The sequence below is a fragment of the Brevibacterium sp. CBA3109 genome, from assembly GCF_040256645.1.
GTDB classification, from domain to species: domain Bacteria; phylum Actinomycetota; class Actinomycetes; order Actinomycetales; family Brevibacteriaceae; genus Brevibacterium; species Brevibacterium koreense.
In genome coordinates this window covers 1,676,368-1,700,835 of the sequence record NZ_CP158281.1, presented here as the reverse complement: position 1 = coordinate 1,700,835, position 24,468 = coordinate 1,676,368, and the positions used below count along the sequence as shown (strand labels likewise).

Sequence of the window (24,468 nt, the reverse complement as noted above, 5' to 3'; positions counted from 1 at the left end):
TCAGCCGCAGACTGATCGCGCATGAGCGACGTCAACGGAGAAGTCACGCGTCTCGGTTCGTGCTGCCTGACGACTGGTCACGATCGTACCCGTTCGGGAGATGACGAAGACTCCGCGTTCGGCCACCCCATGGTCTGCGTCGAAGACTCCGTAGGATTTTGCCACCTCGCCGTGTGGCCAGAAGTCAGCACCAAGGTCAAGGGCGACCTCGCGAACTTCCGACCACGCGGCAAGCGTGTACTTTGAGTCGACGGTCATGCCGATGATCTCAATCGGTTCAGCATTCGCCTGCAGCACCTGCCTGAGGTCTTCGAGTGCTCGGATCTCGTCACCGCACACGGGTGAGAACGCGAACGGGAAGAAGACGAGGATGACAGTCGAACGACGGAGAGCCTCGGCGAGGTGGAGCGCGGAGCCGAGTTGATCAGATACGGCGAAATCAGGGGCCCGATCTCCGGGCCGAAGGATCATGAATGGTTCTTCTTGCCCACCAAACGGAAGCCTGCCCAGTACTCAGCCGCGCTGACCGTCGAGGTCACGTGCATACCAGCTGTGGGAGCTGCCTCAGAAATGTCGGCCGGGCTGATGTGGCCGGGCCGACTTGCCTTGGGAGACAGAAGCCAGACGGCCCCGCCTTCCTTCAACGTGGCCTGCGCGTCGACGAGACCATCAATGAGGTCGTCGTCGTCGGAGCGCCACCACATCAGAATGACATCGAAGACACCGTCTTCATCACCGTCCGCGATCTTGTCACCGATGATGTTTTCGATCGCCTGGCACAGGTCCAAGTCGACGTCATCGTCGTAGCCGATTTCTTGCACATAGTCTCCCGCAGCCAAACCAAGGTTCTGGCCCAGCTCGCTGGGGAGGGTCGACGTGGAAGATGTCCTTTCAGAAGAGGAGTTACTCATGCCCTTATTGTTCCGTCAAGTGTGCCGAAGGCGCAAATGGCGGCGCGCCGAGGCTATGCAATCCACGTCAAAGGGCATCGAAGACCATGAACTCGTCATCGAGATCACAAGATTTCGGCCCAGCGAAGTTCGCGCGGGAGGACTAGGCTGGAGGAAGTATCTGGTGGACCCTGGGCTCATTCATAATTTGAACTTCCATTCCACTCGATCACCCGGATCTCGACACCAACGGAGATCGTGGAGCGGAAGAGAGGACCACACCGTGGACAATCGGAAACAGGGCGGACCGATACTCAATGGGCTGCCCAGCCAGGTGCCCGACATCGATCCCGAAGAGACTGAGGAGTGGCTGGCATCGCTGGACGGCCTCATTGACGAGGGTGGGCGCTCACGCGCACGTTACGTCATGCTGCGGATGCTCCAGCGTTCGCGAGAGAAGCAGATCGGCGTGCCCAGCCTGACAGCCACTGACTATGTGAACACGATCGGCGCCGAGAACGAACCGTGGTTCCCCGGCGACGAAGAGGTCGAGCGCCGCTATCGGCGCTGGAACCGCTGGAATGCCGCGATGCTCGTCCACCGTGCCCAGCGGCCCGGAGTCGAAGTCGGCGGACATATCTCGACCTATGCCTCGTCGGCCACACTCTACGAAATCGGACTCAACCACTTCTTCCGCGGCAAGGACCATCCTGGCGGCGGCGACCACATCTTCTATCAGGGCCACGCCTCCCCCGGCATGTATGCTCGCGCCTACCTCGAAGGCCGGATGAGCGAACAGGACCTCGACGGATTCCGTCAGCAGCAGTCCCACCAGATCAACGGCAAGCCCAGCGGACTGCCCTCCTACCCGCACCCGCATCAGCTCCCCGACTTCTGGGAGCACCCGACGGTGTCGATGGGCCTGGGGCCGGTGAATGCGATCGCGCAGGCGCAGTTCGACAAATACATGCACAATCGGGGCATCAAGGACACCTCTCAGCAGCAGACCTGGGCATTCCTCGGCGATGGTGAGATGGACGAGCCTGAGAGCCGCGGCATGCTGCATGTCGCCGCCTTCGAAGAACTCGACAACCTCAACTTCGTCATCAACTGCAACCTGCAGCGCCTCGACGGACCTGTCCGCGGCAATGGCAAAATCATCCAGGAGCTCGAAGCCTACTTCCGTGGCGCCGGATGGAACGTCATCAAGGTCGTCTGGGGTCGCGAATGGGACGCCCTGCTGGGCAAGGACCGGGACGGCGCACTGGTCAACCTCATGAACGCCACTCCGGACGGCGACTACCAGACCTACAAAGGCGAGTCCGGCGGATTCGTCCGTGACAACTTCTTCGGTCGCGATCCCCGCACGAAGGCCATGGTTGAGGACTACAGCGACGAGAGGATCTGGAACCTCAAGCGCGGAGGTCACGATTACCGGAAGGTATTCGCCGCCTACAAGGCTGCGGCCGAGCACACCGGCCAGCCGACTGTCATCCTGGTCAAGACCGTCAAGGGCTACTCGCTGGGACCTCACTTCGAGGCCCGCAATGCGACGCACCAGATGAAGAAGATGACGATCGACGACCTCAAGCTGGCGCGTGATCACTTCCAGATCCCGATCTCTGACAAGGACCTCGAGGCCGATCCGAAGCTCCCGCCGTACTATCACCCCGGGCAGGACGCCCCGGAGGTCAAGTACATGCAGGAGCGCCGTGCTGCGCTCGGTGGATACTCCCCCGAACGGCGCAGCACCCACATCGATCTCAAGCTGCCCTCCGACAAGGCCTTCGATGCCGGCAAGCGCGGATCGGGCAAGCAGACGATCGCCACCACCATGGGCTTCGTCCGGGTACTCAAAGACCTGATGCGTGAGAAGGAGTTCGGCAAGCGCATTGTGCCGATCATCCCCGACGAGGCCCGTACCTTCGGCATGGACTCGCTCTTCCCGACGGCGAAGATCTACAACCCGCACGGCCAGAACTACATTTCGGTCGACCGTGATCTCTTCCTCGCCTACAAAGAGGCCACTGATGGCCAGCTGCTCCATATGGGCATCAACGAGGCAGGCGCCACCGCAGCGCTGACCGCTGTCGGCACCTCCTATGCCACGCACGGTGAGCCGATGATCCCGTTCTACATCTTCTACTCGATGTTCGGATTCCAGCGCAGTGGTGACTTCTTCTGGGCGGCAGGCGACCAGATGGCCCGCGGGTTCGTCCTCGGTGCCACCGCTGGCCGGACAACCCTGGTGGCTGAGGGGCTTCAGCATGGTGACGGTCATTCGCATCTGCTGGCATCGACCTATCCGTCGATCGTGTCCTACGATCCTGCCTATACCTACGAGATCGCCCGCATCGTCCGTGACGGCATCCACCGCATGTACGATCCGGCCGATGAGCGTGACCCCAATGTCATGTACTACCTGACAATGTACAACGAGCCGATGGTCCAGCCCCCTGAACCAGAAAACCTCGACGTCGACGGAGTGCTCAAAGGCATGTACCTCCTGTCGAAGGGCCCGGACAACGGCGGCCCGAAGGTCCAGCTCATGGCCTCCGGCGTCGGCGTCCCGTGGATCCTTGAAGCGCAGGAGCTGCTGGCCGAGGACTGGGGCGTGTCGGCCGATGTGTGGTCGGTGACTTCGTGGACCGAGTTGCGTCGCGACGGCCTAAGCGCCGAAGATGACCGGCTGCTCAATCCCGATGCCGACGCACGCGTGCCGTACGTGACCCAGAAGATGGCAGAGGTCGAGGGACCTGTCGTGGCGACTTCGGACTTCATGCGCGCGGTTCCGGATCAGATCCGCCAGTATGTGCCCAGCCACTTCACGTCACTGGGCACCGACGGCTACGCGATCTCGGACACCCGTCCGGCCGCTCGCCGCTACTACCACGTCGACGGCCCCTCGGTCGTGACACAGGCACTGATCTCCCTGGCCGACACTGGGGCGCTCTCGATCGACAAAGCCGCCGAGGCAGCGCGGAAGTACCAGCTCGACGATGTCACAGCGGGCACCTCGGGCTCGACCGAAGGCGCCGGCGCCTGATCACAGCGCGCTAGGCGGTGCGTTGGCACCACACTGAGTATGGCCGGAGTCTCCAAGACTCCGGCCATACTTGTCTCAACTGACAAAAACTTGTGTGTCGCGTACAAGCGAATTGTAGCGAAGCGTTTAAAGTGGTGCCTATGACAACTGACGCCGAAACGCTCCGGCGCCGTGCAGAGACGGCACGCCGTCTCCGGGCGGGAGTGGGAGTCCTCTCCACTGTGACCCTGCAGAGACTCGAAGCTCGGCTCCCCTGGTACCGCAGCATGTCTCCCTCCGACCGATCCTGGGTCGGACTGTTGGCCCAGTCGGGCATCTCGTCCTTCATCGACTGGTACCGCAAACCCGATACGGATCTTCGAGTCGTCAGTGAGATATTCAAATCCGCTCCCCGCGACCTCATCCGCGCAATCAGCCTCCAGCAGACCCTCCAGCTGCTCAAGATCGTCGTCGAAGTCGTTGAGGAGAGGGTGCCCGACATTGCTCGTACGGTCGAGCAGCCTGCTCTGCGGGAAGCCGTTCTCGTCTACTCCCGTGAGATTGCCTTCGCCGCCGCAGATGTCTATGCCCGCGCGGCTGAGGCCAGGGGCAGCTGGGACGCCCGCTTAGAAGCGATGGTCGTCGATGCTCTGGTCCGCGGCGACTCCGTCGATGAGCTGGCCAGCCGCACTGCTGCCTTCGGCTGGCAGTCCGAGGGCCCTGTCAGCGTCCTGGTCGGTCGGGCCCCGCAGAGGTCGGCTAAGCGCGGCCTCGACGTCATCCGCCGCAAGGCCCGCAATTGGGCTGATGACGCCCTCGTCGGCATCCACGACAACCGTCTGCTCATCGTCCTCGGTGGTGCCACCGAACTCGATAGCGCCGTTGAGGATCTCTCCGAGTGTTTCGGCCCCTCCGAAGTCATTGTCGGTCCCAGCGTTCCCAGCCTGGCAGAGGCCGCCACCTCGGCGAAGGCAGCGATCATGGCGCTCAAGGCCGCCACCGCCCGTCCCGACTCACCCCGCCCTGTCAAAGCGGAAGAGCTCCTGCCTGAACGCGCTCTGGCCGGCGACACCGTCGCTCTGAGCGAACTCATCAGCCGCTATTACGAACCGTTGACCTCGGGAACCGGGCAGCTGCTCAAAACGGTCAGCGCCTACGTCGAATTCGGGTCATCCCTGGAAGCCACGGCCAAGGCGCTCTCCGTCCACCCGAACACAGTGAGATATCGGCTCCGGAAGATCACCTCGGCGATCACACTCGATCCGACGGTCTCCCGCGACGCATTCGTCATCCATATCGCGTTGGTGTACGGGCGACTGTCAGATGCGGGGCAATTGTCGAACACCGACAAAACACACTGATCCGAAAGATCCATCCACTAGATTGAACACAGAAGTCGAGCGAAAAGAGAACTGAGTGCTAGCAATCACGTGCCCGGGCCAAGGGGCCCAGAAGTCGGGCTTTCTGAGTTCCTTCCTGGAACTGGACGCCTTCGCCGCACAGATCGACGAACTTTCCTCTGCATCCGGGATCGACCTGCGACTGCACGGAACCGAATCGGATGACGAGACCATCAAGGACACAGCACTGGCGCAGCCGCTGCTCGTCGCCTCAGCTATCGCATGCGCCGCTGAGCTCGGAGTCCGGGCTGACTATGTCGCCGGGCACTCGGTCGGCGAGATCGCTGCCGCACAGATCGCCGGTGTATTTTCGCCAGCCGATGCTATGCGCTTCGTCGCAGTGCGCGGAACCGGTATGGCCGCTGCCGCGGCTCAGACACCCACAGGCATGTCAGCCGTCGTGGGTGGCGAACCCAGCGATGTTCTGTCTGCCATCGAAGCAGCCGGCGCCAGCCCCGCCAACGTCAATGGCGGCGGACAGACGGTGGCAGCGGGATCGCTGGAGGATATGGAGAAGCTGGCAGAGAATCCGCCGGAGAGGGCACGCGTCATCGCTCTGCCCGTGGCTGGTGCCTTCCACACCGAGTACATGGCTTCAGCGACGAAGGAACTGGCTGCCACCGCCTCGGCACTTGAGATCGCAGATCCTGCCTCCTATATTCTGAGCAACTCCGATGGAACAGTCATCAGCAGCGGTCAGAACTATGTTGACCGCCTTGTCAAACAGGTCACGAACCCCGTCCGCTGGGACCTGTGCCAGGAGACCCTGCTGAACGCAGGAATCACCGGAATGATCGAACTCGTCCCCGGTGGCACCCTGACCGGCATCGCACGCCGCGCCATGAAGGGCGTGGAAACATTCGCCATCAAGTCCGCCGCAGACCTCGACGGTGCACGTGAGTTCGCCGCGACCCACGCCTGATCATCTAAGGAAGACCACCATGCCAACACTGAAGACCGCAGAACCCGGAAGCTTCTCCAAGATCACGGGCATCGGCGCCTACCGTGCCGAAAACCTCGTCACCAACGACGACATCGCCGGACCCATCAATTCCTCCGATGAGTGGATCCAACAGCGCACCGGCATCATCACCCGCCGTCGTGCCAGCAAGGACGTCGGTGTCCTCGATATGTGCGAGGAGGCCGCGCTTGAAGCGATCGCTTCCTCCGGACTCAAGCCCGAAGACATCGGCGGCATCATCATCGCCACCGTCACCTTCGAATACTTCACCCCCTCGGCGGCCGCGGCGCTGACTGACCGTTTGGGAACCGGCCACATTCCCGCCTGGGACATCAGTGCGGCATGCGCCGGATACTGCTATGGCATCGGACAGGCCGACGCGCTCGTACGGTCCGGAGCCATGGACAACATTCTGGTCATCGGTGCGGAGAAGCTCTCCGAGGTCATCGACCCCGAGGATCGTTCGATCTCCTTCATCCTTGGTGACGGAGCCGGTGCAGTCGTCGTCTCATCTTCCGACGAGCCGGGTATTTCGAAGACCGTCTGGGGCTCGAAGGGCGAGAACTGGTCGACGATCCGCATGACCGAGTCTCTCTACGATGTCCGCGACGACCGCGACACCCCGTTCCCCACCTTGCGCCAAGATGGACCAACTGTCTTCCGCTGGGCTGTATGGGACGGCGCCGAGGTGGCCAAAGAGGCACTTGCCGAATCCGGCATCGATGCCTCCGACCTGGCTGCGTTCATTCCCCACCAGGCAAACATGCGAATCATCGACGAACTCGCCAAGCAGCTCAAGCTTCCCGAGCACGTCGTCATCGCTCGCGACATCGCCGACAACGGCAACACCTCGTCGGCATCCATCCCGCTGGCGACCGAGCGTCTCCTGCGCGAACAGCCTGAACTCAGCGGAGGATTGGCTCTCCAGATCGGCTTCGGAGCCGGTCTGGTCTTCGGCGCACAAGTGATCCGCCTCCCTTAAACGGGTTCATTCACGGAAAACTCTCCGTGAATGTCCTAAGATATTCGGCGGGACACTCGTCGAAAAGTTCCTCAACCGGTCGAGCAACCCTCGGCTGACACTAGAAAGTAGGAAAGAAATGGCATTCACCGAAGCTGAAGTCCTCGCGGGACTGGCAGAGATCGTCAACGAAGAAACCGGTTTGGCGGTGGAAGCAGTCGAGGCCAACAAGTCCTTCACCGATGACCTCGACATCGATTCCATCTCGATGATGACCATCGTCGTCAACGCGGAGAAGAAGTTCGGCGTGAAGATTCCGGATGACGACGTCAAGGACCTCGTCACCGTGCAGGACGCTGTTGACTACATCAACAAGGCTCAAGAGGCCTGAGAAATTAGCCGAACACGGCCCGTCCACCGACGGGCCGTGTCCACACTATCGACGAGGTTTGTACCATGACACCTAAAGTTGTCGTCACCGGGATTGGTGCGGTAACCCCATTGGGCGCAACGGCCGATGCCACGTGGCAAGCCATACTGGCCGGCAAGTCCGGCGTCCACACAATGGACAACGACTGGTCCGAGAAGTACGGCCTCGCTGTCGACTTCGCAGCACAGGTCGACCCACAGGTCGTGCCCGAGAATCTCAAACGCGTTCAGGCGAAACGCCTCGACCCCTCCTCCCAGTTTGCTCTGATCTCGGCCCGTGAGGCCATGGCCGATGCCGGCCTTGAGGAGACCGATCCGGATCGCACCGCAGTCTCCTGGGCGACCGGAATCGGCGGCGTCTGGACTCTGCTCGACGCCTGGGACACTCTCCAGGAAGAGGGCCCGCGTCGGGTCATGCCACTGACAGTGCCGATGCTCATGCCCAACGGGCCTGCAGCAGCCATCGGGATGGAGTTCAAGGCCCGCGCGGGTGTCCAGACCATGGTCTCTGCATGTGCTTCGTCGACCGAGAGCCTGGGGCACGCCTATGACGTTGTGGCCTCCGGTCGCGCCGATGTCGTCATCGCCGGTGGCTCCGAAGCTGCGATCCACCCCATCACGATCGCTTCATTCAACTCCATGCAGGCGCTGTCACGCCGCACCGATTCCCCTGAGACCGCATCACGCCCCTACGACGTTGATCGCGATGGGTTCGTCATGGGAGAGGGGGCAGGAACCCTCATCCTTGAGACGGAAGAGCACGCCAAAGCGCGCGGAGCGAAGATCTACGCCGAGGTTTCCAGCTGGGGCATCTCCAACGACGCATACCACATCACCGGTGGTGAACCAGGCGGACAGTACGCGTTGCGTGCAATGCAGAGTGCGCTGGACAATGCGGAGCTGAGCCCCGCAGACATCAAGCACGTCAATGCTCACGCAACCTCGACGCCGGTCGGCGACATCCCGGAGTCCTTGGCGATCAGCCAACTGCTGGGTTCTCATGTCGGCGACGCTCTGGTCAGTGCAACCAAGTCGATGACTGGCCACCTGCTGGGCGGAACCGGTGCTGTCGAATCGATCCTAACGGTCAAGGCCCTGCAGACACGCACCGCACCCCCGACGATCAACATCGACGAGGTCGACCCGGAAGTCGTGGGCATCAACATCGTCCGTGACACTCCTGCAGAGCTTCCTGCCGGAGACATCGCAGCGATTTCGAACTCCTTCGGCTTCGGCGGACACAATGCCGTCGTCGCCTTCAAGTCCGTGTGATGCAGTGACGCTTCTTGAGTCGATGGTCCAGCCAAACAGGTCCAGCCTCTGACCGAAGACCAGTTCCGGGCCCTCAGCCATCATGCTGGGGGCCCGATCTGTGCCAGGTGCGCCCCAGTAGTCTGCGACAACTGGCGCGACTGCAACGACTGGCCTGGTTGGACACTACGTGAGCTGTCGCCGTTCGGATCCACGATTGATCCACCGTGCAACGCTGAATCAGATTATCGCTGTTGCCTTGACACGATATTGAGACTCAGCGTTGATCGAGGCGCCACCAGTACGGGGCTCGTGGCCCAATATGCCCCCGACTCAGCAGACGACTATGGGCACACCCGAGGTAGGCAGGTGTGCCCATAGTCGTATTGCCGCAGCTTCAGCGTCGCAGTTGGCGCAACGGTGCAGGAAGCCTCGTGAGAGTCTCAGCCGACCTTGGTCAGCCAGCGCACTGGAGCGCCCTCGCCTGCGTGGCGAAAGGCGTCGAGCTCCTCGTCCCAGGCTTCGCCCAGGGCCAGAGCCATCTCCGTGGAGAGTTTGATCGGATCACCGGAGGCACGTTCCATGACGGAGCGGATGCGATCTTCGGGAACCAGAATGTTGCCGGCAGAGTCCGTGACTGCGTGATAGATGCCAAGATCTGGAGTGTGGCTCCACCGCCCACCGTCGACTCCGACGGATGGCTCCTCGGTCACTTCATAGCGCAATGAGTCCCATCCGCGCAGAGCAGATGCGATGCGAGCACCAGAACCTGCTGGCGCACGCCAGCAGACTTCGGCACGCACAAGACCTGGCGCTGCCGGCTGGGGTGTCCAGTCGAAGCGTGCTTGTGCGCCGATTGCCCCGCCCGCTGCCCATTCGATGTGCGGGCATAGCGCGCGAGGTGCTGAGTGGACGAATAGTACGCCCTGTGTCATATCCATTTGTGCCTCCTACCTCGGATACGTCTTCCCCTACGATCCGAAAGGAGGTGCTAAAGCCCATGATAGACGAGATTTGTCTGTGCGCCAAGCACTGAAATACCTGGTGGCGCGGCGTGTGCTCGAATTCCTCGAGGCGACGCGGTGCGACCCTCACCGCGACTGCAAACGGCTCACTTTTCGGACAGTGACGATCGATGCGGACTATTGACCCTGTGCCCTACACTGACGACATGATGCGAGGAAACAGTGAACCGCACACTGTGCACATGTTCCCCGACTACGCCGAGATTGTCCTCTGGCTCGACGGCCCCGTGGGCTATGAGCACTCCGGGCTCTCGCCGGAACTGATCCGTGGTCTCCAAGAGTGGGAGCAGTCGTACTGTGATTCGCTGGACTCAGACCTGGAATGGAGATCGCCGAAGGCCGCGAGAGCGTTCACCGCTGTGGGCATCGATATGGCGGGCCAGGTTGCGGACGAACTCGGCGATGAGTTCGTTGTCGAGTTCGCCTCTTACGACGACGATGCACCGACGCATACAGTTCGAAGTCTTGGGCCGGGATCCAACAAAGCCGCTTCGGCTGCATTCGCGGAAATTGTGGCAAGAATGGAAGCAATAGAGGAATGCGTTGCACGCATAGTGGCAGATCGGGGTCTCGGCGCCGAGTGGGCAGCCGTCGCACCGCTATCCGGGGATGTATTCACCTTGGGCGACCAGGGTGGTCGAGCAGAAGGTGGCGACTGACGCGGTGGTGCCCCCGGTCGGACTTGAACCGACGACCAAGGAATTATGAGTTCCCTGCTCTGACCAGCTGAGCTACGGGGGCAAGCAGACATAAGATTAACACCAACTGACAGCCCGGACCCATTCGGCCGACGCGCAACCTGAGGCAACACGAACCCTCATTGCCCGATTTTGCCCGGTCGAGGATCGGTGCCGATCAGCTGGCAGAGGAGACTGGTGAAATGCGTGTCAGGGCGCTTCGAGCGGCGTCGACGCAGGTGTAACGCTCGGTCGTGATGTAGACGTCGAACACAGTCTGACCGTCGCTGCCGGGATCATTGCGTTTGGAAGCGGCAACGAGACCGGACCAGTCCGGACCGACTACGACGACGCCGTGCTCATTGCGCATGGGATCCGAAGCGTCGACGATTCCTGTGCGCACACCCGGGATAGGCGGTTCCGTGAATCCGCCTGAGAACATCGCAGTCAGACCGACCGTATCGCGGATGCGTTCATAACGGTCACGCGTGGCTTGGGAGAAGGTCTCGTCTTCACCGAAGACACCGAGGGTGACGGTGGCTGCTCCCGAGGCCAGCGCCCGCTCTTCGAGGGCAGCGATCTGGGCGATGAGAAGCTCGCGATTCATCACCAGCGGCTCGCGTCGCAGGCCTTGGGCGATCGAATAGGGAGTGCCCAGAGCCGGGAGGTTTCGCGAATGATGGTCGATCAGTCCGTCCTCAATCGGCTCGGCGAAAGGTTCGGGCTGCCTTGTGGCGTGGCCGAAGAATGGTCCTGACATGAAGCGTGCGCCCAGTGCGCGAACCCGGTCGAGATCGTCTTCGGTCGTGACACCCTCAGCGAGGATCACTGCGCCGGTGCGTTCGAGGTGAGCGTGGAGCAGCCGGTTGAGTTCGGCCAGGTGTGATTCGCAGTCGATGCGCAGCACGTCGGGGTGAAGACCCACTACAGAGGGATTGACCAGCGGCACGAATGAAGTGCTGCGCAGATCAGCGCCGACCGACGACATTCCCACACCCCAGCCCATCGACCTGGCCTGTCGCACCGCGCGCAGCACGGAGGCGGGTGACGAGGACACGCGAGAGGCATCGAGCTGAAGGATGACCGAACGGTCGGGTTCCTCAGTGCGATCTTCGAGGGTCGCGAAGGATTCGCCTTCGGCATGGAGGAAGAGTCGGTTCGATTTGGCCAGTCCGGCCGTCTCAGCGGTTCTCAGGGCAGTTGCTCGAAGTGAGGCATCGATGTCGCCGATCATCGCCGAACCACGCATCGCATGACGGAGATTCTCCGACTCGGCATGCCCGAGTGCCGGGTCATCGATCGGGGCCTGAAGGATCTGATAGCCGACCTTGTCGAAAGTGTACGCATCGACGACGGGGGCGAAATAGGTTTCGATCCCGCCTGAGCGCACTAACTCTTCGAGAGCCAGGTCCAGATCGTGTACCGCCTCAACCACCAGATGTCCTTCCATGGGGCAAACTTGCGTACACAGTCTTCCACATGAACACAGACGTGATTGTCTAAATTCTGTAACGTTATTGCGCTCATAGCTGACGGCGTCGGCCTCGCCTGACCTCTGCCAGCCCGACGATTCCGGCCAGGACCACGATGATCGCAATCGCTGCGAATGAGCTGATCATCCCGACATTCCAGTCACTGACGGCCGTGACGGCGAAGGCCAATGCGGTCATGATGGCCAGTCCCATCGATGTTCCGATGCGCTGCCCGGTCTGCAGGACTCCCCCGGCTGAGCCGGCGTACTTGAGCGGCACTTCCTGCAGCGTCAGGGTCTGGTTGGGGCTGATGACCATGCCCTGTGCGGCACCGATGAAGCACAGAGTCAGCAGCATCCACCATTCACTGCCGATGCCCTGGGTGAGAAGGAAGACGATGCCGATTGTCGAGACCAGGCCCACCAGGCAGGTGATGATCCCCCAGACGACGAGTCGTCGTCCGATCTGGAACACTAAACGTCCGGACACGTCTGCCGATACGGCGGAGAGCAGAGCGGCCGGAAGCCCGATCATGCCCGCTGCCAGCGCAGTGTGGCCCAGGCCCTGCTGCATGTACATGGCGATGAGGACCCAGACGCTCGTCACGCCCATGAAATAGAGGGTGATAATGATCGAACCGTTGCTGAAGCTTCTGATGCTGAACAAGTTGAGATCGACCATCGGAGTGTGCCCACGGGCGGAGTACATGCGCTCCCACCGGGTCCAGGCCCAGATCGTGAGTAGTCCCAACGGCAGGCCCAGCCAGATGAACCACCCGACCGAAGACTCGACGAAGGGCAGCAGCACAAGGAGGACGCCGACGCCCAGCAGGACAACCCCGACGGGATCGAGGTCGCGGTCGCTTTTCCGAACGTGCCCACAGTTTACCGTGGCAGCCGCCGGGGTCGCTTCGGTGCTGTCGTCGTCAACAATGGGGTGCCAAGCTGATGGCGGCAGCCAGCTTTTGGCGAGGATGAGGGAGGTGACTGCGAAAGGGACGTTGACCAGGAAGGCAGCACGCCAGCCCAGTTCAGGGCCGAAGAGCGCGGTGAAGACACCGCCGAGGACGGGGCCTGTTGCCACGGAGAGGCCGACGGTGGTGCCCATCAGTCCGAAGGCTCGTCCGCGTTGCGGACCGTGGAAGTACTGTTGCAGCAGCCCGACGACCTGAGGATTGAGCAGTCCTGATCCGAGTCCCATGAAGACACGGGCAATATTGAGGGCCAGTGTTCCGGGCGTGAGACCGGCGACGAGTGATGCCAGGCCGAACAGGCCCACTCCGATCATGAACAGTTGGCCGCGCCCGAAGATGTCCCCTGCTCGTCCTGCTGCCACGAGGACGACGCCGAATGAGAGCGCATAGCCGGTCAGGACCCATTGCAGAGCCGAGGACGACGCCTGAAGATCCGTCTCAATGGCGGGCAGGACAACGTTGATGATCGACACCGAGAGCAGGGACATGAAGAGCGGAACGAGACCAATGAGGGCGATTCGTCTCTGAACCTGATTCATGCGTTGGCTCTCACTCACCTGATCACCTCTGCTCGGACCGCATCCCGCACGGAGGCCACCGCACGGAACCAAGTCGATTCCACTGTCACTGTTAGGGCGACTGTGTCATCATACGTGTCTGCGCTCACACTCCGATGAAATCACCCTGCGGAGCCGGTCACCGGTCCGCCAGTATTGGCCTCCCAGCCCAGGGCAGGAGCGACGTAGCTGGCGAATGACTCCAGGATGTGGAGGTTGTAGTCCACGCCCAATTGACTCGGGATCGTCAGGAGCACTGTGTCCGCGGCTTCCACCGCAGGGTCAGCCTTCAGCGCTTCGATGAGGTCGTCGGGTTCGCCCGCATAGGTCTTGCCGAAAGTTGAGCGGGCACCATCGATGATGCCGATCTGATCACCTTCTCCACCTGAGCGTCGACCGAAGTAGAGGTCATCGAGATTCGTGGTGATCGGGAAGATGCTGCGGCTGACGGACACGCGCGGCGTCCAGTCATGACCGGCGGCCCTCCAAGCCGCGCGATAGCGGTCGATCTGATCACGTTGGAGCTCACCGAAGGAGGCACCGGTGGCCTCGGTCAGCAGGGTCGAGCTCATCATGTTCACGCCCTGAGCAGCAGCCCATTCGGCAGTAGCCGCGGTGCCAGCGCCCCACCAGACACGCCGGTCTAGGCCGGGCGAATGAGGTTCGACGCGCAGCTTCTTACCCGGCCCGAACTGCATCGGATCCGCTGACGCGATCTCCTCGCCCCTGATTGCGGACAGGAATCGAGCGAACTTCGTGCGGGCCATGTTCGCGGCCTTCGCATCGTCGCTGTCACCGTATCCGAAGGCTTCCCAGCCACGGTCGGCTGGTTCCGGTGACCCCCGGCTGATGCCCATAGCCACGCGCTGATCCGAGAGAAGATCAAGGGCCGCGGCTTCCTCTGCCAAATAGAGGGGGTTCTCGTAGCGCATATCGATGACGCCGGTCCCGACCTCTATTCGCGAGGTCTTGGCCGCGATCGCGGCCAGAAGCGGTATAGGCGAAGCCGCCTGCTCAGCAAAGTGATGAACCCGGAAGTAGGCGCCGTTGACGCCGATCTCGTCGGCTCCCACGCCGATCTCGACAGCCTGTTGCAGCGCCTCCCTCGCTCCGTACTCCCCCGGGGCAGTTCCCGACCCATAATGACCGAAACTCAAGAATCCGAATGCCTTCATACACTCGGCAACCTACTTGACTGTTCAACTATTCCCGTGAGTCGATTCCCCCAGGATTGCAGGCACGACAAAGGCCCCGTCCACATGGACGGGGCCTCGGCTGCTCCCCCGGCTGGGCTCGAACCAGCGACCCTTCGATTAACAGTCGAATGCTCTGCCAACTGAGCTACGGAGGAAAGGCGCAGTTGCCTGCGCACGTTGTGTCAGCTTAGCAAAGACTCTCTGCCCACGACAAAGCCCACACCAGTGCTTTAGCTCACAGTTCCGGTTTACCCCACCACCAGCCACGCTGTAATCCGTACAGTCAGGACAAACGCAGTCAACAACCACCTCGGCGAGCTGACCACACTGTAAAATCAAAGGGATTCCTCACACCATCCATGCAGCGGAAGAAGTGCACGTGACCCTAGTGGCAATCGCCCTCGCTGTCCTTGCAGCGGTGGCACTGGCCTACGGAGCCCTGTACCAACATGACGCGATCGCAGGTCAGAATGACTCCCACAACGGACTGAGTTGGGCTCATTTCAAGGAGCTGCTGAGCAACAGGAAATGGCTGCTCGGACTGATCATCACCGGCCTCGGCACAGCAGGCAACATCGTCGCCCTGGCTCTGGCTCCGGTCATGGTCGTCCAGCCCGTCGGTGCGTTCTCCCTCATCGTGTCCGTCCTCCTCGGTGTGCGCCACCGTGGGCTCAAGGTCAACCGACGGCTCGTTCAGGCAGTCGTGTGGTGCACCGTGGGAGTGACGGTCTTCGTCGCACTCTCTGCCACCATCGCACGCACAGAGGTTCATCTGGGCTCTGACGCGATGCCGCTGGTCTGGATCACTGCAGTCGTCCTCGCCCTGGGCCTTGGCATCATGCTGTTCTTCCGGCGTGCGCCCCAGCTGGTGCTCATCACGGCTGCAGGCCTGCTGTTCGCATGTGTGGCCACGAATACACACCTCGTCAGCGTTCAGCTGCTCCGTGCTGGACTTGACCAGGTCACTTGGCTCAACGTCATCGGACTCGTCGCCGCCACCGCGATCGGATCCTGGTTCGTCCAGAACGCCTATGCCGCAGGCCCCCCAGAGATGGTCATCGCGGGCCTGACCGTCGTTGATCCCATCGGCGCCGTCATCCTCGGCTCCGTCGTCCTCGGGGAAGCGGCATCTGCTCCGATATGGCTCATCGTCGTGATCACAGCCACCGGATTGGTCGCGTGTCTGGGCGTCGTTGTATTGTCGCGGTATCACCCCGATGTCAAAGATCGAGAACACCAGCGTCGAGTCGCCCGTCGCACAGACAAGTTGACCGACACCGAGGAGAGTTGAATCCTGTCCGCGCACAGCCACACCCCAGCACGCCGCATTCTCATCCCGACGGAGACCTATGCACCCGAGGTCAATGGCGCCGCGAAGTTCGCAGAACGTCTGGCCGCTGGGCTCGCTGCCCGCGGCAATGATGTTCACGTCGCCTGTCCCTCCGCGACCGGGAAAGCCTCGGTGAGCACTGAAGAGGGTGTCACGGTCCACCGACTGACCTCTCATCGCTGGCCGCTGCATCCGACCTGGACCATCTGCATGCCGTGGGAGACGAAGCCCGAGCTCTCTCGCCTACTCGACTCACTTCAGCCCGACGTCGTGCACACTCAGGCACATTTCGTCATCGGTCGCTACGCGTTCTCGGAGGCGAGCAAGCGCGGCATCCCTGTCGTCGCCACGAACCATTTCATGCCTGACAACGTCCGCCCGTACGTACGGGCACCCAAGGCACTCCTCGACGGCGGCACGGCTGTTGCGTGGTGGGATCTGCGCAGGAAGTTTCAATCTGCGGACTTCATCACGGTGCCCACGCAACTCGCTGCCGACCTACTCACGCAGAATGGGTTCTCTTCCCCGATTCGGGCAGTCTCCTGCGGCATCGACCTGGAACGGTTCACGCATCTGCGCGACGATCGAGCTGGCCTGCCGGAGACGGCGTCCCCGGAGCCGCCAACGGCGACGGAACGAACAGCTGCGTCTTCGGACGCCGAGGCGGCAGCAACACCACCACGTGTCCTCTTCGTCGGTCGACTCTCATCAGAGAAACACGCCGCCGACATCGTCGAAGCGGTGGCAAAGACGGATCCCGCGCTCGGACTCGAAGCCGACATCGTCGGTGGCGGAGATCAGGAAGAGCCGCTCAAGGAACTGGCCGCGGAGCTCGGAATCGCAGATCGGGTCCATGTACTGGGCAAGATCAGCGACAAAGAGCTGATGAACGCCTACCAGCGCTGCACGTTCTTCTGCATGCCTTCGACCGCTGAGCTCCAGTCGATCGCCACACTGGAGGCGCTGGCCTCACGCAAACCTGTCGTCCTCGCTGACGCAGTGGCGCTGCCTCACCTCGTCAGGGACGGGATCAACGGATTCCTGTTCCCGCCGCGGGATATCGAGGAGTTGGCCTCAAGATTCACTCAGATCTGCGAGCTTTCAGACACCAACCTCGACACCATGGCCAGGGCATCACTCGACGTGGTGGCCAAACACGACATCGAGTACACGCTCGACACGTTCGAATCCATCTACAGCAAGGTCATCGCCGAAGGCCTGGACGCAGCGGTCTGAAGTTGACAGGCCGGTGAGCCTGTCAGCCGCTGGCATCTGCCGGCGGGACAAACACCGTCTCCCCGGTCAGAAGGCGATCGAAGTCCACGCCTGCCACCATGTCGTCGATGGATGACCACGATCCTTCAGAGCCTGTAAACCCGAGGGATGCGCCCATCCAGGCGTAGACGTCCTCGCGCGTCCAACCCATGGTGCGCAGCTGCTGATAGGTGACGGCACCATCGCGTTTGGCCAAACGTCTGCCGGCGGTGTTCACGACCAGTGGAACGTGCAGCCACGAAGGCTGTGGAAGATCCAACAGTTGGGCCAGATGAGCTTGACGAGGCGCCGAGGTCGCCAAGTCGTCCCCGCGCACCACCTCGTCGACGCCGCTGGCACCGTCATCGACGATGACGATGAGGTTGTAGGCGAAGACCCCATCGCCGCGTTTGAGGACAAGGTCATCAACCGGGGCTTTGATCTCTCCCAGCAGTCTGTCGTGAACCGTGACCTCAGCGTTGTCGGTCATCAAGCGCAGCGCCGGGCTGCGCCCCTGTTCCTGGAGGCGCTGGCGGTGTTGTTCTCGTTCGGACTCGAGCAGATCACGACACGTCCCGGGATATGCACCGGGTGGAGAGTGCGGTGCCGACGGAGCCTGTCGGATGTCCTTGCGTGAGCAGTAGCACTCGTACACGAGTCCCTGGCCCTCGAGGCGGCTCAGTGCCTCGGAGTAGACGCCGAGACGCTCGGACTGGACGAGCGGGGACTCATCCGGTGTGATGCCCAGCTCTGCGAAGACCTCGAGCTGTGATTGTGCTGCACCGGATTGGACCCGATCGAGGTCTTCGATGCGCCAGAGGAACCGTCGCCCGGTCTGCCGCGCCCGCACATAGGCCAGCAGTCCCGACCGAATGTTGCCGATGTGCAGGTCACCGCTGGGGCTTGGTGCGAATCGACCTGCGCCGATATTTGAAGTCATGGGCCCTGGGGTCTGTGTGCTCAAGCCTGCGTCACGAGGTCGGAGTACTGCGGGAATCGTTCGAGATAGTCCTGAACATAGCTGCACGTCGGGACGATGCGCCCACCCTCGTCCCGGATCTGATCGAGGACAGCGGTGACCAATGTGCGCGCGAAGCCGCGGCGTGAGAAGCCTTCGGAGATGATGGTGTGCTGGAGTTCGACGTTTCGTTCATCGATCACGCGGTAGCCGAGGAAACCTGCGAACTCGACCGGATCCTCGGCGGTGAAGATCTCGTACCGTTCGCGTCCGGTATTCTTCACCACCGTGACGGGGGTTGAACTGAGCTCAGGCTGCATATGCGACTCCTTGTCAGCGGCAACGTACTTGTCTCGAACAATACAGGGTGGCGTCGCGATGGTCACCGTGCGACGCCACCCGTCTGCCTCCGATCATGTCACCGTCTTCGGCAACAGGTCTTCCTCGTCGACGGACACCAGATTGCGGTGTCCAACGGACCGGGGCCTGCGGACTTCCAGATCGTGAACCCCAACTGTGCGTGCGCGAAGGTCGCTCAGCCTGCGATCTTGCTGTGGACGATCTTCTCGCCCTCTTCGCGCAGGTCGATCTTGCGGATTTTGCCCGACACCGTCATCGGGAATGATTCCCGGACCTCGACGTAACGCGGGATCTTGAAATGCGCGAGCTTGCCAGAGCAGAACTCGCGGACCGCCTCGGCGTCCAAGGTCTCGACGCCGTCCTTGAGGATCACCCAGGCCATGAGTTCCTCTCCGTACTTCTCATCCGGGATCCCGACGACCTGGACGTCCCTGATCGAGGGATGGTGGTAGAGGAACTCCTCGATCTCGCGGGGATAGACGTTCTCACCGCCACGGATGACCATGTCCTTGATCCGACCGGAGATGTCGACATAGCCGTCATCGTCCATGATGCCGAGGTCGCCGGTGTGGATCCAGCGAGCGGCATCGATCGCCTCGGCGGTCTTCTCGGGGTTCTCCCAATACCCGAGCATGACCGCATATCCGCGCGTGCACAGTTCGCCCTTCTGACCGCGCGGAACGGCCAGTCCGGTGACGGGGTCAGCGATCTTGATCTCCAGGTGCGGCATGACTCGGCCAACCGTCTGGGTGCGGGCCTCGAGCGTGTCGTCGACACGCGTCATCATGGACACAGGTGCCGTCTCCGTCATGCCGTAGCAGATGGCGACTTCCTCCATGTTCATGTCGTCGATGACTCGTTTCATGATCTCAACCGGGCAGGGTGATCCCGCCATGACGCCGGTGCGCAGCGTGCTCAGGTCGTACGTGGAGAAATCCGGATGTTCGAGTTCCGCGATGAACATCGTCGGCACTCCGTAGAGCGAGGTCGCCTTCTCATCGGCGACTGCAGCCAGGCTCGCCACCGGATCAAATCCGGGCGAGGGCAGGATGATGCTGGCGCCATGGCTGAGAGCCGCGAGGTTTCCGATGACCATGCCGAAGCAGTGGTAGTACGGGACCGGCAGCACGACCGAGTCCACAGACGAGTAGGACAGCAGCTCTCCGATGAAGAAGCCGTTGTTGAGGATGTTGTGATGGCTCAGCGTCACCCCTTTGGGGAAACCGGTGGTGCCGGAGGTGTACTGGATGTTGATCGGGTCGTCCGTCGACAGCTCGTCCATGAGCTTCTGCAGGCGCACCGCGTACTTCGCACTCTCGTCGTCGAGCAGGTTTCGACTGCTTCCGATCAGGTGGGCAAAGGACTCACGTTCGCCGATGGCTGCCTCGCCGAGGAGGTCGGCAGGAAGCGTATCGATGAAGACAAGCTCGAGACCTGGCACCTTGGCTGCGACCTCGCTCGCGATCGCGTGGAAGTCCGAGTGCGGTGGCGCCGTGATCTGGGAGACGAGCATCGACATGCCCGACTGCGTGGCAACGTATTCGAGCTCGTGGCTGCGGTAGGACGGATTGACGTTGACGAGGATCGCGCCGATCTTCGCGGTGGCATACTGAATCAGCGCCCATTCCGCAACGTTCTGAGCCCAGATGCCGACCCGGTCGCCCTTCTTGATTCCACGCTCGAGCAGTCCGATGGCCAGGGCATCGGTGTCGCGGTCGAACTCGGCGTAGGTCCACCTCCGGTCTGAATATCGATCAACGAGTGCCGGGTTCTTCGCGTGAGCACCCGCAGTCGCCTTGAAATGCGCGGGGATGGTCTGTCCCAGCAGCGGTGTGTCCGACGGCCCTGAAGAATAGGAAAGTTCTGCCACGTCGTTGCGCTCCTTTGTGCAGGTTCGATGATTCTAGCGTGATCTACTGCACAGTATGCCTTCTCTGTCCCCGTCGCAAAAGCTGCTGAGGAAGTCGTGTCCCGGCATGTCCGGCGCCCCCTGGGCGGCGGCCGCCAGATCAGCCCCGACCTCTCCCACTGGAGCACTGAGCGCAACGGTCCCCGAGTCGATGAGCACCAGTGTGGATGCCAGTGCGGTGACGTCGTCGACGTCGTGGGTGATGATGACCGCGCTCCGACCGGACAGCACCTGGCCGAGGACCCGTCGCGTCTCGACTCTGACGTCGACGTCGAGGGCTGCCAACGGCTCGTCGAGGAGCAGCAGCTTCGGATCGATGACCAGTGCCCTGGCCAAAGCGATTCTGGCTGCCTGTCCCCCGGACACAGCTTCGGGCTTGCGGTCCGCGCAGTGGCCGACGCCGAGGCTCGAGAGCATGCCTCCGGCGATGGTGTGTGCCTCCTTCGCTCGATGCCCATGGGCTCTGAGGCCGAAGGCCACATTGTCGATGACACTCAGATGCGGGAACAGCAGCGGGTTCTGAGCCAGATGGACGATGCCCCGGGCATGAACTGGCGGCCACCTGTTCGTGTTGAGGTCGAAGACGGTCTCATCACCGATGTGCAGGGATCCGGATTCGGCCGAGATCGCACCGGTCATCAGCTGGAATAGGCTCGACTTCCCCGCTCCGTTGCGACCGATGATAGCCGTCGTCGTCCCGGTCGGCAGAGCGAGATCGACGTCGATTCCGCGCTCAGGAAGGCGGGCATTGAGGCGAACGGTGGAGGTCACCGATCGTGGATGATCGGCGTCTGGCTCAGGCTGGTGCCCGCCAGGAAGCCTCGAAGACTGGCCGGTCTGCGGTGTCGAATCCTCGCCAGCGTGCGCTTTCGTGGCGAAGCGCGGTGCGTGGAGTTTGGGTGCGTGGGGGGAACGGTAGGCGAGGACGATGATGATGAGGGCGAGGAGGATGAGGAGCAGAGACAAGGCAATTGCCGACTGCGGGTCCGATTCGCGGACCAGATAGATCTGCAGCGGCATCGTTCGGGTGACCCCCGAGAGGGAGCCTGCGAAGGTCAGGGTCGCACCGAACTCCCCCAGCGCTCGGGCGAAGCAGAGGATGGCGCCGGTCATGATTCCCTGGCGCAGGAGTGGAAGCGTGATGCGGAAGAACACGCGCTCGGGTTTGGCGCCGAGCTCGGCCGCGGCGAGTTCGAAGTCCTGCCCGCGGGCAGCAGCCGCCGTCTCAACGGACATCACCATGAACGGCAGCGACACGAAGACCTGCGCAAACACCACTGCCGCAGTTGTATATGCCAGCCCCAGGCCCATATCCGTGAGCAGGGACCCGAGGAATGCGGTTCTCCCCCATGTGTAGAGCAGCGCCAGGCCGCTGACGACGGGAGGCAGCACGAGCGGCAGCAGAATCAGCGTGCGCACGATTCTCTGCCCACGGAAGGTGCGAGTCGCGAGCAGGTAGCCCAGGGGGAATCCGATGCTCACGCTCACCAGCGCAGCGATGACAGAGGTGAACAGCGAGAGCCCCATCGCCAGTCGCGATTCCGGCGCCAGGATGACATCGCCGAGGTGGCTCGGGTCAATCCGTGTGATCATCCCGATGATCGGGACGAGGAGGAAGGCGATGCCGAGCCCGGCCGGGATCCAAAGCCAGGTCGGCACCGGTGTGTGGACGCGTCTTCTGCGCTTATCCGTCATATCAGGACACCCATGTCAGAACGGTCATATCAGGGAGTCGAGAACCCGGCGTCGCCGAGCAGTGCGACCGCCTCATCGGACCTCAAGAACGACACGAACTCATCGGCTTCCTCCTTGTTCTCACTCGCCCCGACCGCAGCCGCCGGGTACCTGTTGACGACTGCGTCGGCGCCGTCGAGGCCGACCTGCTCGACGTCTCCGTTGCCACGGGCGACATCGGTGACGTAGACGATGCCTGCATCGGCCTGGCCGGCGCTGACCTTGCCCAGCACATCGGTGACCGAGTTCTCCTCGCTGACGGGATCGAGTGTGACATCGTTTTGCTTCGCCCACTTTTCGGTGGCCGATCCGCATGGGACCTGCAACGCGCAGATGACGAGGTCCTGGCCGGCAAGGTCCTTCGACGATGCGATGTTCCTCGGGTTTCCCTTCGGCACGGCCAACGTCAACGTGTTCGAAGCGAAGATCTGCGGTGCCCCGGCCAGCAGGTCCTCACCTTTGAGTGTGTCCATAGTCTTCTCATCCGCAGTGGCGATCACGTCTGCGGGAGCACCTTCCGAGATCTGTGCGACGAGATCGGAGGAACCTGCAAAGGAGAACTTCACGTCGACGTCGGACTCGGTCTGATTGAATTCCTCTGCGACAGACTCGAAGACCTCGGTCAATGATGCGGCAGCGAAGACGGTCAGTGTTGTCTTCTCCTCCGAACCCGAGTCGGAAGCGGAGCCGGAGGAACATGCGGTGAGCGTGAGCAGTGCAACGATGCAAGCTGCGGATAGAAACCTCATACGCCCATTAAACCCGCATTCGCGGATAAACGACACTCTCATCTCAATATATGCGACGAATCGAGTGGAATTGTCAGCGGTCCCCCGCGGTGTCGATAGAGACCAGCGTTGCCTTCACGGAGGCGGTGGCAAGACTGCCCGGTTCGAGTTCGAGTTGCCTGCATGCTTCTGCCGACATGAGCGACACAACGCGGAACGGACCGCACTGGAGGCTGACCTGTGCCATCACTCCGTCGATGGCCACGTCGGTGACGAGACCGGCGAACCGGTTGCGGGCAGAGCTGACGACACCGGTGGGGTCATCGAGCGCGGCTGAACTCGACTGCGCCAGTGCCACGAGATCGCGCCCCTCAACCACGGCACGGTTGGAGGCGTCCTTGTGTTGGGTGAGCCTGCCTTCGCTGACCCAGCGGCGGATGGTGTCATCGCTGACTGCGAGGAATCGGGCCGCGTCGCTGATGCGCAGTTCGGTCATTCGAGCGCTCCCACCCATTCATCGTCACCGTCGGAGAAGAACTGGTGCTTCCAGATTGCGACCCGCGCCTTGACCTCGTCGACGAGTTCCGAGCAGGCGTCGAAGGAGTCACTGCGATGCGGTGAGGCGACGACTGCAGCCAGGGCCACGTCCCCGATTTCGAGGTCACCGACGCGGTGGACGACGGACAGGCGCGCTGCAGGGTGTCTCTCCGCGATCTCAGCGGCCACCTCGGCGATCTGGGTCGTCGCCACCGGATGAGACTCGTAGGTCAGCCGTTGGACTCCTCGGCCGTCATCATGGTCACGGATGACGCCGGAGAAGCTCACGACGGCACCGCAGGTGCGTGTGAGGACCTCAGTCTCGAGCACTGACGTGCTGATCGGTGTCTCGACGATGTCGGTGTGGATGACGCTCATGCTCCCCGGCTCCAGTCGCCGCTGCGTCCGCCCGATTTCTCGATCACCTTGATGTCGCCGATGATCGCTTGACTGTCCACGGCCTTGATCATGTCGAAGATGGTCAGTGCCGCGATAGACACAGCGGTCAGCGCCTCCATCTCGACACCGGTCTTCGACACGGTCTTGACCGCGCTGTTGATCCGCACTGCATCATCGAGGAGTTCGAAATCAACATCGATGCCAGTCAGCGGCAGAGGGTGGCACAGGGGGATGAGTTCGCTGGTCCGCTTCGCACCCATGACTGCGGCTATGCGCGCCACGGGCAGGGCATCTCCCTTGGGCAGGCCTGCCTCGGCGATCATGTCGATCACCTCGTGTCGAGTCGTGATCAGCGCGGTGGCCACGGCCCGACGCTTGGTCACGTCCTTGTCCGCGACGTCAACCATATGCGCGGCTCCGGTGTCATCGATGTGCGAGAGTT

General features: G+C 62.1%; 23 protein-coding genes and 2 tRNA genes. 9 read left to right on the top strand and 16 right to left on the bottom strand.

Translation table 11 applies throughout. The features are described 5' to 3' along the window. Together AAFP32_RS07895 and AAFP32_RS07890 are read right to left on the bottom strand one after the other, a co-directional pair. The gene (locus AAFP32_RS07895; RefSeq protein WP_350271337.1) at window positions 1-471 is read right to left on the bottom strand and encodes a redoxin domain-containing protein; all 471 of its coding nucleotides are present in this window, start codon (window positions 469-471) and stop codon (window positions 1-3) included. Then, window positions 468-911 carry a DUF3052 domain-containing protein gene (locus tag AAFP32_RS07890; RefSeq protein ID WP_233429428.1) on the bottom strand — a complete coding sequence of 148 codons (444 nt, stop codon included), beginning with the start codon at window positions 909-911 and terminating at the stop codon, window positions 468-470. Before AAFP32_RS07890 ends, AAFP32_RS07895 begins: the two co-directional genes overlap by 4 nt. A gap of 262 nt (window positions 912-1,173) precedes the next feature. On the opposite strand from AAFP32_RS07890, the gene aceE reads away from it, so the two are divergent. The 6 genes from aceE to AAFP32_RS07860 all read left to right on the top strand — a co-directional run bounded on the left by aceE (window position 1,174) and on the right by AAFP32_RS07860 (window position 8,938). Further along, window positions 1,174-3,936 carry a pyruvate dehydrogenase (acetyl-transferring), homodimeric type gene (aceE, locus tag AAFP32_RS07885; RefSeq protein ID WP_350271336.1) on the top strand — a complete coding sequence of 921 codons (2,763 nt, stop codon included), beginning with the start codon at window positions 1,174-1,176 and terminating at the stop codon, window positions 3,934-3,936. 140 nt (window positions 3,937-4,076) lie between these two features. Further along, the gene (locus AAFP32_RS07880) at window positions 4,077-5,276 is read left to right on the top strand and encodes a helix-turn-helix domain-containing protein (protein WP_350271335.1); all 1,200 of its coding nucleotides are present in this window, start codon (window positions 4,077-4,079) and stop codon (window positions 5,274-5,276) included. Between the two features lie 55 nt (window positions 5,277-5,331). Then, on the top strand, window positions 5,332-6,237 hold the full coding sequence (locus AAFP32_RS07875; protein WP_350271334.1) for an ACP S-malonyltransferase: 906 nt from the start codon (window positions 5,332-5,334) through the stop codon (window positions 6,235-6,237). A 19-nt stretch (window positions 6,238-6,256) separates the two neighbouring features. Continuing rightward, a complete protein-coding gene (locus AAFP32_RS07870; protein WP_350271333.1) occupies window positions 6,257-7,258 on the top strand; it encodes a beta-ketoacyl-ACP synthase III in 1,002 nt (333 codons plus the stop codon). 118 nt (window positions 7,259-7,376) lie between these two features. After that, window positions 7,377-7,628: an acyl carrier protein gene (locus tag AAFP32_RS07865; protein WP_009882400.1), complete on the top strand. Its 252-nt coding sequence runs from the start codon at window positions 7,377-7,379 to the stop codon at window positions 7,626-7,628. Between the two features lie 65 nt (window positions 7,629-7,693). Next, a complete protein-coding gene (locus AAFP32_RS07860; RefSeq protein WP_350271332.1) occupies window positions 7,694-8,938 on the top strand; it encodes a beta-ketoacyl-[acyl-carrier-protein] synthase family protein in 1,245 nt (414 codons plus the stop codon). A 422-nt stretch (window positions 8,939-9,360) separates the two neighbouring features. Here AAFP32_RS07860 and AAFP32_RS07855 read toward each other — a convergent pair whose 3' ends face one another. Beyond that, entirely contained in the window at window positions 9,361-9,852 is a 492-nt protein-coding gene (locus AAFP32_RS07855) for a DUF3145 domain-containing protein (RefSeq protein WP_350271473.1), read from the bottom strand. A 236-nt stretch (window positions 9,853-10,088) separates the two neighbouring features. Between AAFP32_RS07855 and AAFP32_RS07850 the strand changes: the two genes are divergently transcribed. Beyond that, window positions 10,089-10,601 carry a hypothetical protein gene (locus tag AAFP32_RS07850; RefSeq protein WP_350271331.1) on the top strand — a complete coding sequence of 171 codons (513 nt, stop codon included), beginning with the start codon at window positions 10,089-10,091 and terminating at the stop codon, window positions 10,599-10,601. Between the two features lie 5 nt (window positions 10,602-10,606). Here AAFP32_RS07850 and AAFP32_RS07845 read toward each other — a convergent pair. The 5 genes from AAFP32_RS07845 to AAFP32_RS07825 all read right to left on the bottom strand — a co-directional run bounded on the left by AAFP32_RS07845 (window position 10,607) and on the right by AAFP32_RS07825 (window position 14,972). Then, window positions 10,607-10,683: transfer RNA gene (locus AAFP32_RS07845), tRNA-Ile, on the bottom strand. 114 nt (window positions 10,684-10,797) lie between these two features. Continuing rightward, window positions 10,798-12,069 carry an EAL domain-containing protein gene (locus tag AAFP32_RS07840; RefSeq protein WP_350271330.1) on the bottom strand — a complete coding sequence of 424 codons (1,272 nt, stop codon included), beginning with the start codon at window positions 12,067-12,069 and terminating at the stop codon, window positions 10,798-10,800. A 73-nt stretch (window positions 12,070-12,142) separates the two neighbouring features. Then, on the bottom strand, window positions 12,143-13,621 hold the full coding sequence (locus AAFP32_RS07835) for an MFS transporter (protein ID WP_350271329.1): 1,479 nt from the start codon (window positions 13,619-13,621) through the stop codon (window positions 12,143-12,145). Between the two features lie 122 nt (window positions 13,622-13,743). Beyond that, window positions 13,744-14,796 (bottom strand): LLM class flavin-dependent oxidoreductase, encoded by a 1,053-nt coding sequence (locus tag AAFP32_RS07830; RefSeq protein ID WP_350271328.1) that lies wholly within the window; start codon window positions 14,794-14,796, stop codon window positions 13,744-13,746. Between the two features lie 103 nt (window positions 14,797-14,899). Beyond that, window positions 14,900-14,972: transfer RNA gene (locus tag AAFP32_RS07825), tRNA-Asn, on the bottom strand. A 224-nt stretch (window positions 14,973-15,196) separates the two neighbouring features. On the opposite strand from AAFP32_RS07825, the gene AAFP32_RS07820 reads away from it, so the two are divergent. Both AAFP32_RS07820 and AAFP32_RS07815 read left to right on the top strand, forming a co-directional pair. After that, window positions 15,197-16,108 carry a DMT family transporter gene (locus AAFP32_RS07820; protein WP_350271327.1) on the top strand — a complete coding sequence of 304 codons (912 nt, stop codon included), beginning with the start codon at window positions 15,197-15,199 and terminating at the stop codon, window positions 16,106-16,108. Between the two features lie 3 nt (window positions 16,109-16,111). Further along, entirely contained in the window at window positions 16,112-17,383 is a 1,272-nt protein-coding gene (locus AAFP32_RS07815; protein ID WP_420883390.1) for a glycosyltransferase, read from the top strand. 22 nt (window positions 17,384-17,405) lie between these two features. Here the strand turns inward: AAFP32_RS07815 and gluQRS are convergent, their stop codons facing one another. The 8 genes from gluQRS to moaC form a co-directional block, all read right to left on the bottom strand. Continuing rightward, on the bottom strand, window positions 17,406-18,341 hold the full coding sequence (gene gluQRS / locus AAFP32_RS07810) for a tRNA glutamyl-Q(34) synthetase GluQRS (RefSeq protein ID WP_350271326.1): 936 nt from the start codon (window positions 18,339-18,341) through the stop codon (window positions 17,406-17,408). A gap of 20 nt (window positions 18,342-18,361) precedes the next feature. Continuing rightward, complete coding sequence (locus AAFP32_RS07805) at window positions 18,362-18,679, bottom strand: GNAT family N-acetyltransferase (protein ID WP_350271325.1); 318 nt, start codon at window positions 18,677-18,679, stop codon at window positions 18,362-18,364. Between the two features lie 215 nt (window positions 18,680-18,894). After that, window positions 18,895-20,589, bottom strand: coding sequence for an AMP-binding protein (locus tag AAFP32_RS07800; protein WP_350271324.1), 1,695 nt, complete (start codon window positions 20,587-20,589; stop codon window positions 18,895-18,897). Window positions 20,590-20,622: 33 nt separating this feature from the next. Beyond that, window positions 20,623-22,323, bottom strand: a complete 1,701-nt coding sequence (locus AAFP32_RS07795; protein ID WP_350271323.1) for an ABC transporter permease — start codon at window positions 22,321-22,323, stop codon at window positions 20,623-20,625. Window positions 22,324-22,352: 29 nt separating this feature from the next. Then, window positions 22,353-23,111: a molybdate ABC transporter substrate-binding protein gene (modA, locus tag AAFP32_RS07790; RefSeq protein ID WP_350271322.1), complete on the bottom strand. Its 759-nt coding sequence runs from the start codon at window positions 23,109-23,111 to the stop codon at window positions 22,353-22,355. A 73-nt stretch (window positions 23,112-23,184) separates the two neighbouring features. Further along, window positions 23,185-23,586, bottom strand: a complete 402-nt coding sequence (locus AAFP32_RS07785; protein ID WP_350271321.1) for a TOBE domain-containing protein — start codon at window positions 23,584-23,586, stop codon at window positions 23,185-23,187. Then, a complete protein-coding gene (locus tag AAFP32_RS07780; protein WP_350271320.1) occupies window positions 23,583-24,005 on the bottom strand; it encodes a molybdenum cofactor biosynthesis protein MoaE in 423 nt (140 codons plus the stop codon). Before AAFP32_RS07780 ends, AAFP32_RS07785 begins: the two co-directional genes overlap by 4 nt. Next, complete coding sequence (moaC, locus tag AAFP32_RS07775) at window positions 24,002-24,433, bottom strand: cyclic pyranopterin monophosphate synthase MoaC (protein WP_350271471.1); 432 nt, start codon at window positions 24,431-24,433, stop codon at window positions 24,002-24,004. Before moaC ends, AAFP32_RS07780 begins: the two co-directional genes overlap by 4 nt. Window positions 24,434-24,468 lie beyond the last annotated feature (35 nt).

What these genes read in the sequence shown, in the direction of transcription:
- AAFP32_RS07880 (WP_350271335.1), top strand. Translation starts at nt 4,077, where the DNA reads ATGACAACTGACGCCGAAACGCTCCGGCGCCGTGCAGAGACGGCACGC.
- gluQRS (WP_350271326.1), bottom strand. Translation starts at nt 18,341, where the DNA reads ATGACTTCAAATATCGGCGCAGGTCGATTCGCACCAAGCCCCAGCGGT.
- AAFP32_RS07805 (WP_350271325.1), bottom strand. Translation starts at nt 18,679, where the DNA reads ATGCAGCCTGAGCTCAGTTCAACCCCCGTCACGGTGGTGAAGAATACC.
- moaC (WP_350271471.1), bottom strand. Translation starts at nt 24,433, where the DNA reads ATGGTTGACGTCGCGGACAAGGACGTGACCAAGCGTCGGGCCGTGGCC.
- AAFP32_RS07780 (WP_350271320.1), bottom strand. Translation starts at nt 24,005, where the DNA reads ATGAGCGTCATCCACACCGACATCGTCGAGACACCGATCAGCACGTCA.
- AAFP32_RS07795 (WP_350271323.1), bottom strand. Translation starts at nt 22,323, where the DNA reads ATGACGGATAAGCGCAGAAGACGCGTCCACACACCGGTGCCGACCTGG.
- AAFP32_RS07785 (WP_350271321.1), bottom strand. Translation starts at nt 23,586, where the DNA reads ATGACCGAACTGCGCATCAGCGACGCGGCCCGATTCCTCGCAGTCAGC.
- AAFP32_RS07855 (WP_350271473.1), bottom strand. Translation starts at nt 9,852, where the DNA reads ATGACACAGGGCGTACTATTCGTCCACTCAGCACCTCGCGCGCTATGC.
- AAFP32_RS07865 (WP_009882400.1), top strand. Translation starts at nt 7,377, where the DNA reads ATGGCATTCACCGAAGCTGAAGTCCTCGCGGGACTGGCAGAGATCGTC.
- AAFP32_RS07850 (WP_350271331.1), top strand. Translation starts at nt 10,089, where the DNA reads ATGATGCGAGGAAACAGTGAACCGCACACTGTGCACATGTTCCCCGAC.
- AAFP32_RS07895 (WP_350271337.1), bottom strand. Translation starts at nt 471, where the DNA reads ATGATCCTTCGGCCCGGAGATCGGGCCCCTGATTTCGCCGTATCTGAT.
- AAFP32_RS07890 (WP_233429428.1), bottom strand. Translation starts at nt 911, where the DNA reads ATGAGTAACTCCTCTTCTGAAAGGACATCTTCCACGTCGACCCTCCCC.
- AAFP32_RS07830 (WP_350271328.1), bottom strand. Translation starts at nt 14,796, where the DNA reads ATGAAGGCATTCGGATTCTTGAGTTTCGGTCATTATGGGTCGGGAACT.
- AAFP32_RS07840 (WP_350271330.1), bottom strand. Translation starts at nt 12,069, where the DNA reads ATGGAAGGACATCTGGTGGTTGAGGCGGTACACGATCTGGACCTGGCT.
- AAFP32_RS07870 (WP_350271333.1), top strand. Translation starts at nt 6,257, where the DNA reads ATGCCAACACTGAAGACCGCAGAACCCGGAAGCTTCTCCAAGATCACG.
- modA (WP_350271322.1), bottom strand. Translation starts at nt 23,111, where the DNA reads ATGAGGTTTCTATCCGCAGCTTGCATCGTTGCACTGCTCACGCTCACC.
- AAFP32_RS07860 (WP_350271332.1), top strand. Translation starts at nt 7,694, where the DNA reads ATGACACCTAAAGTTGTCGTCACCGGGATTGGTGCGGTAACCCCATTG.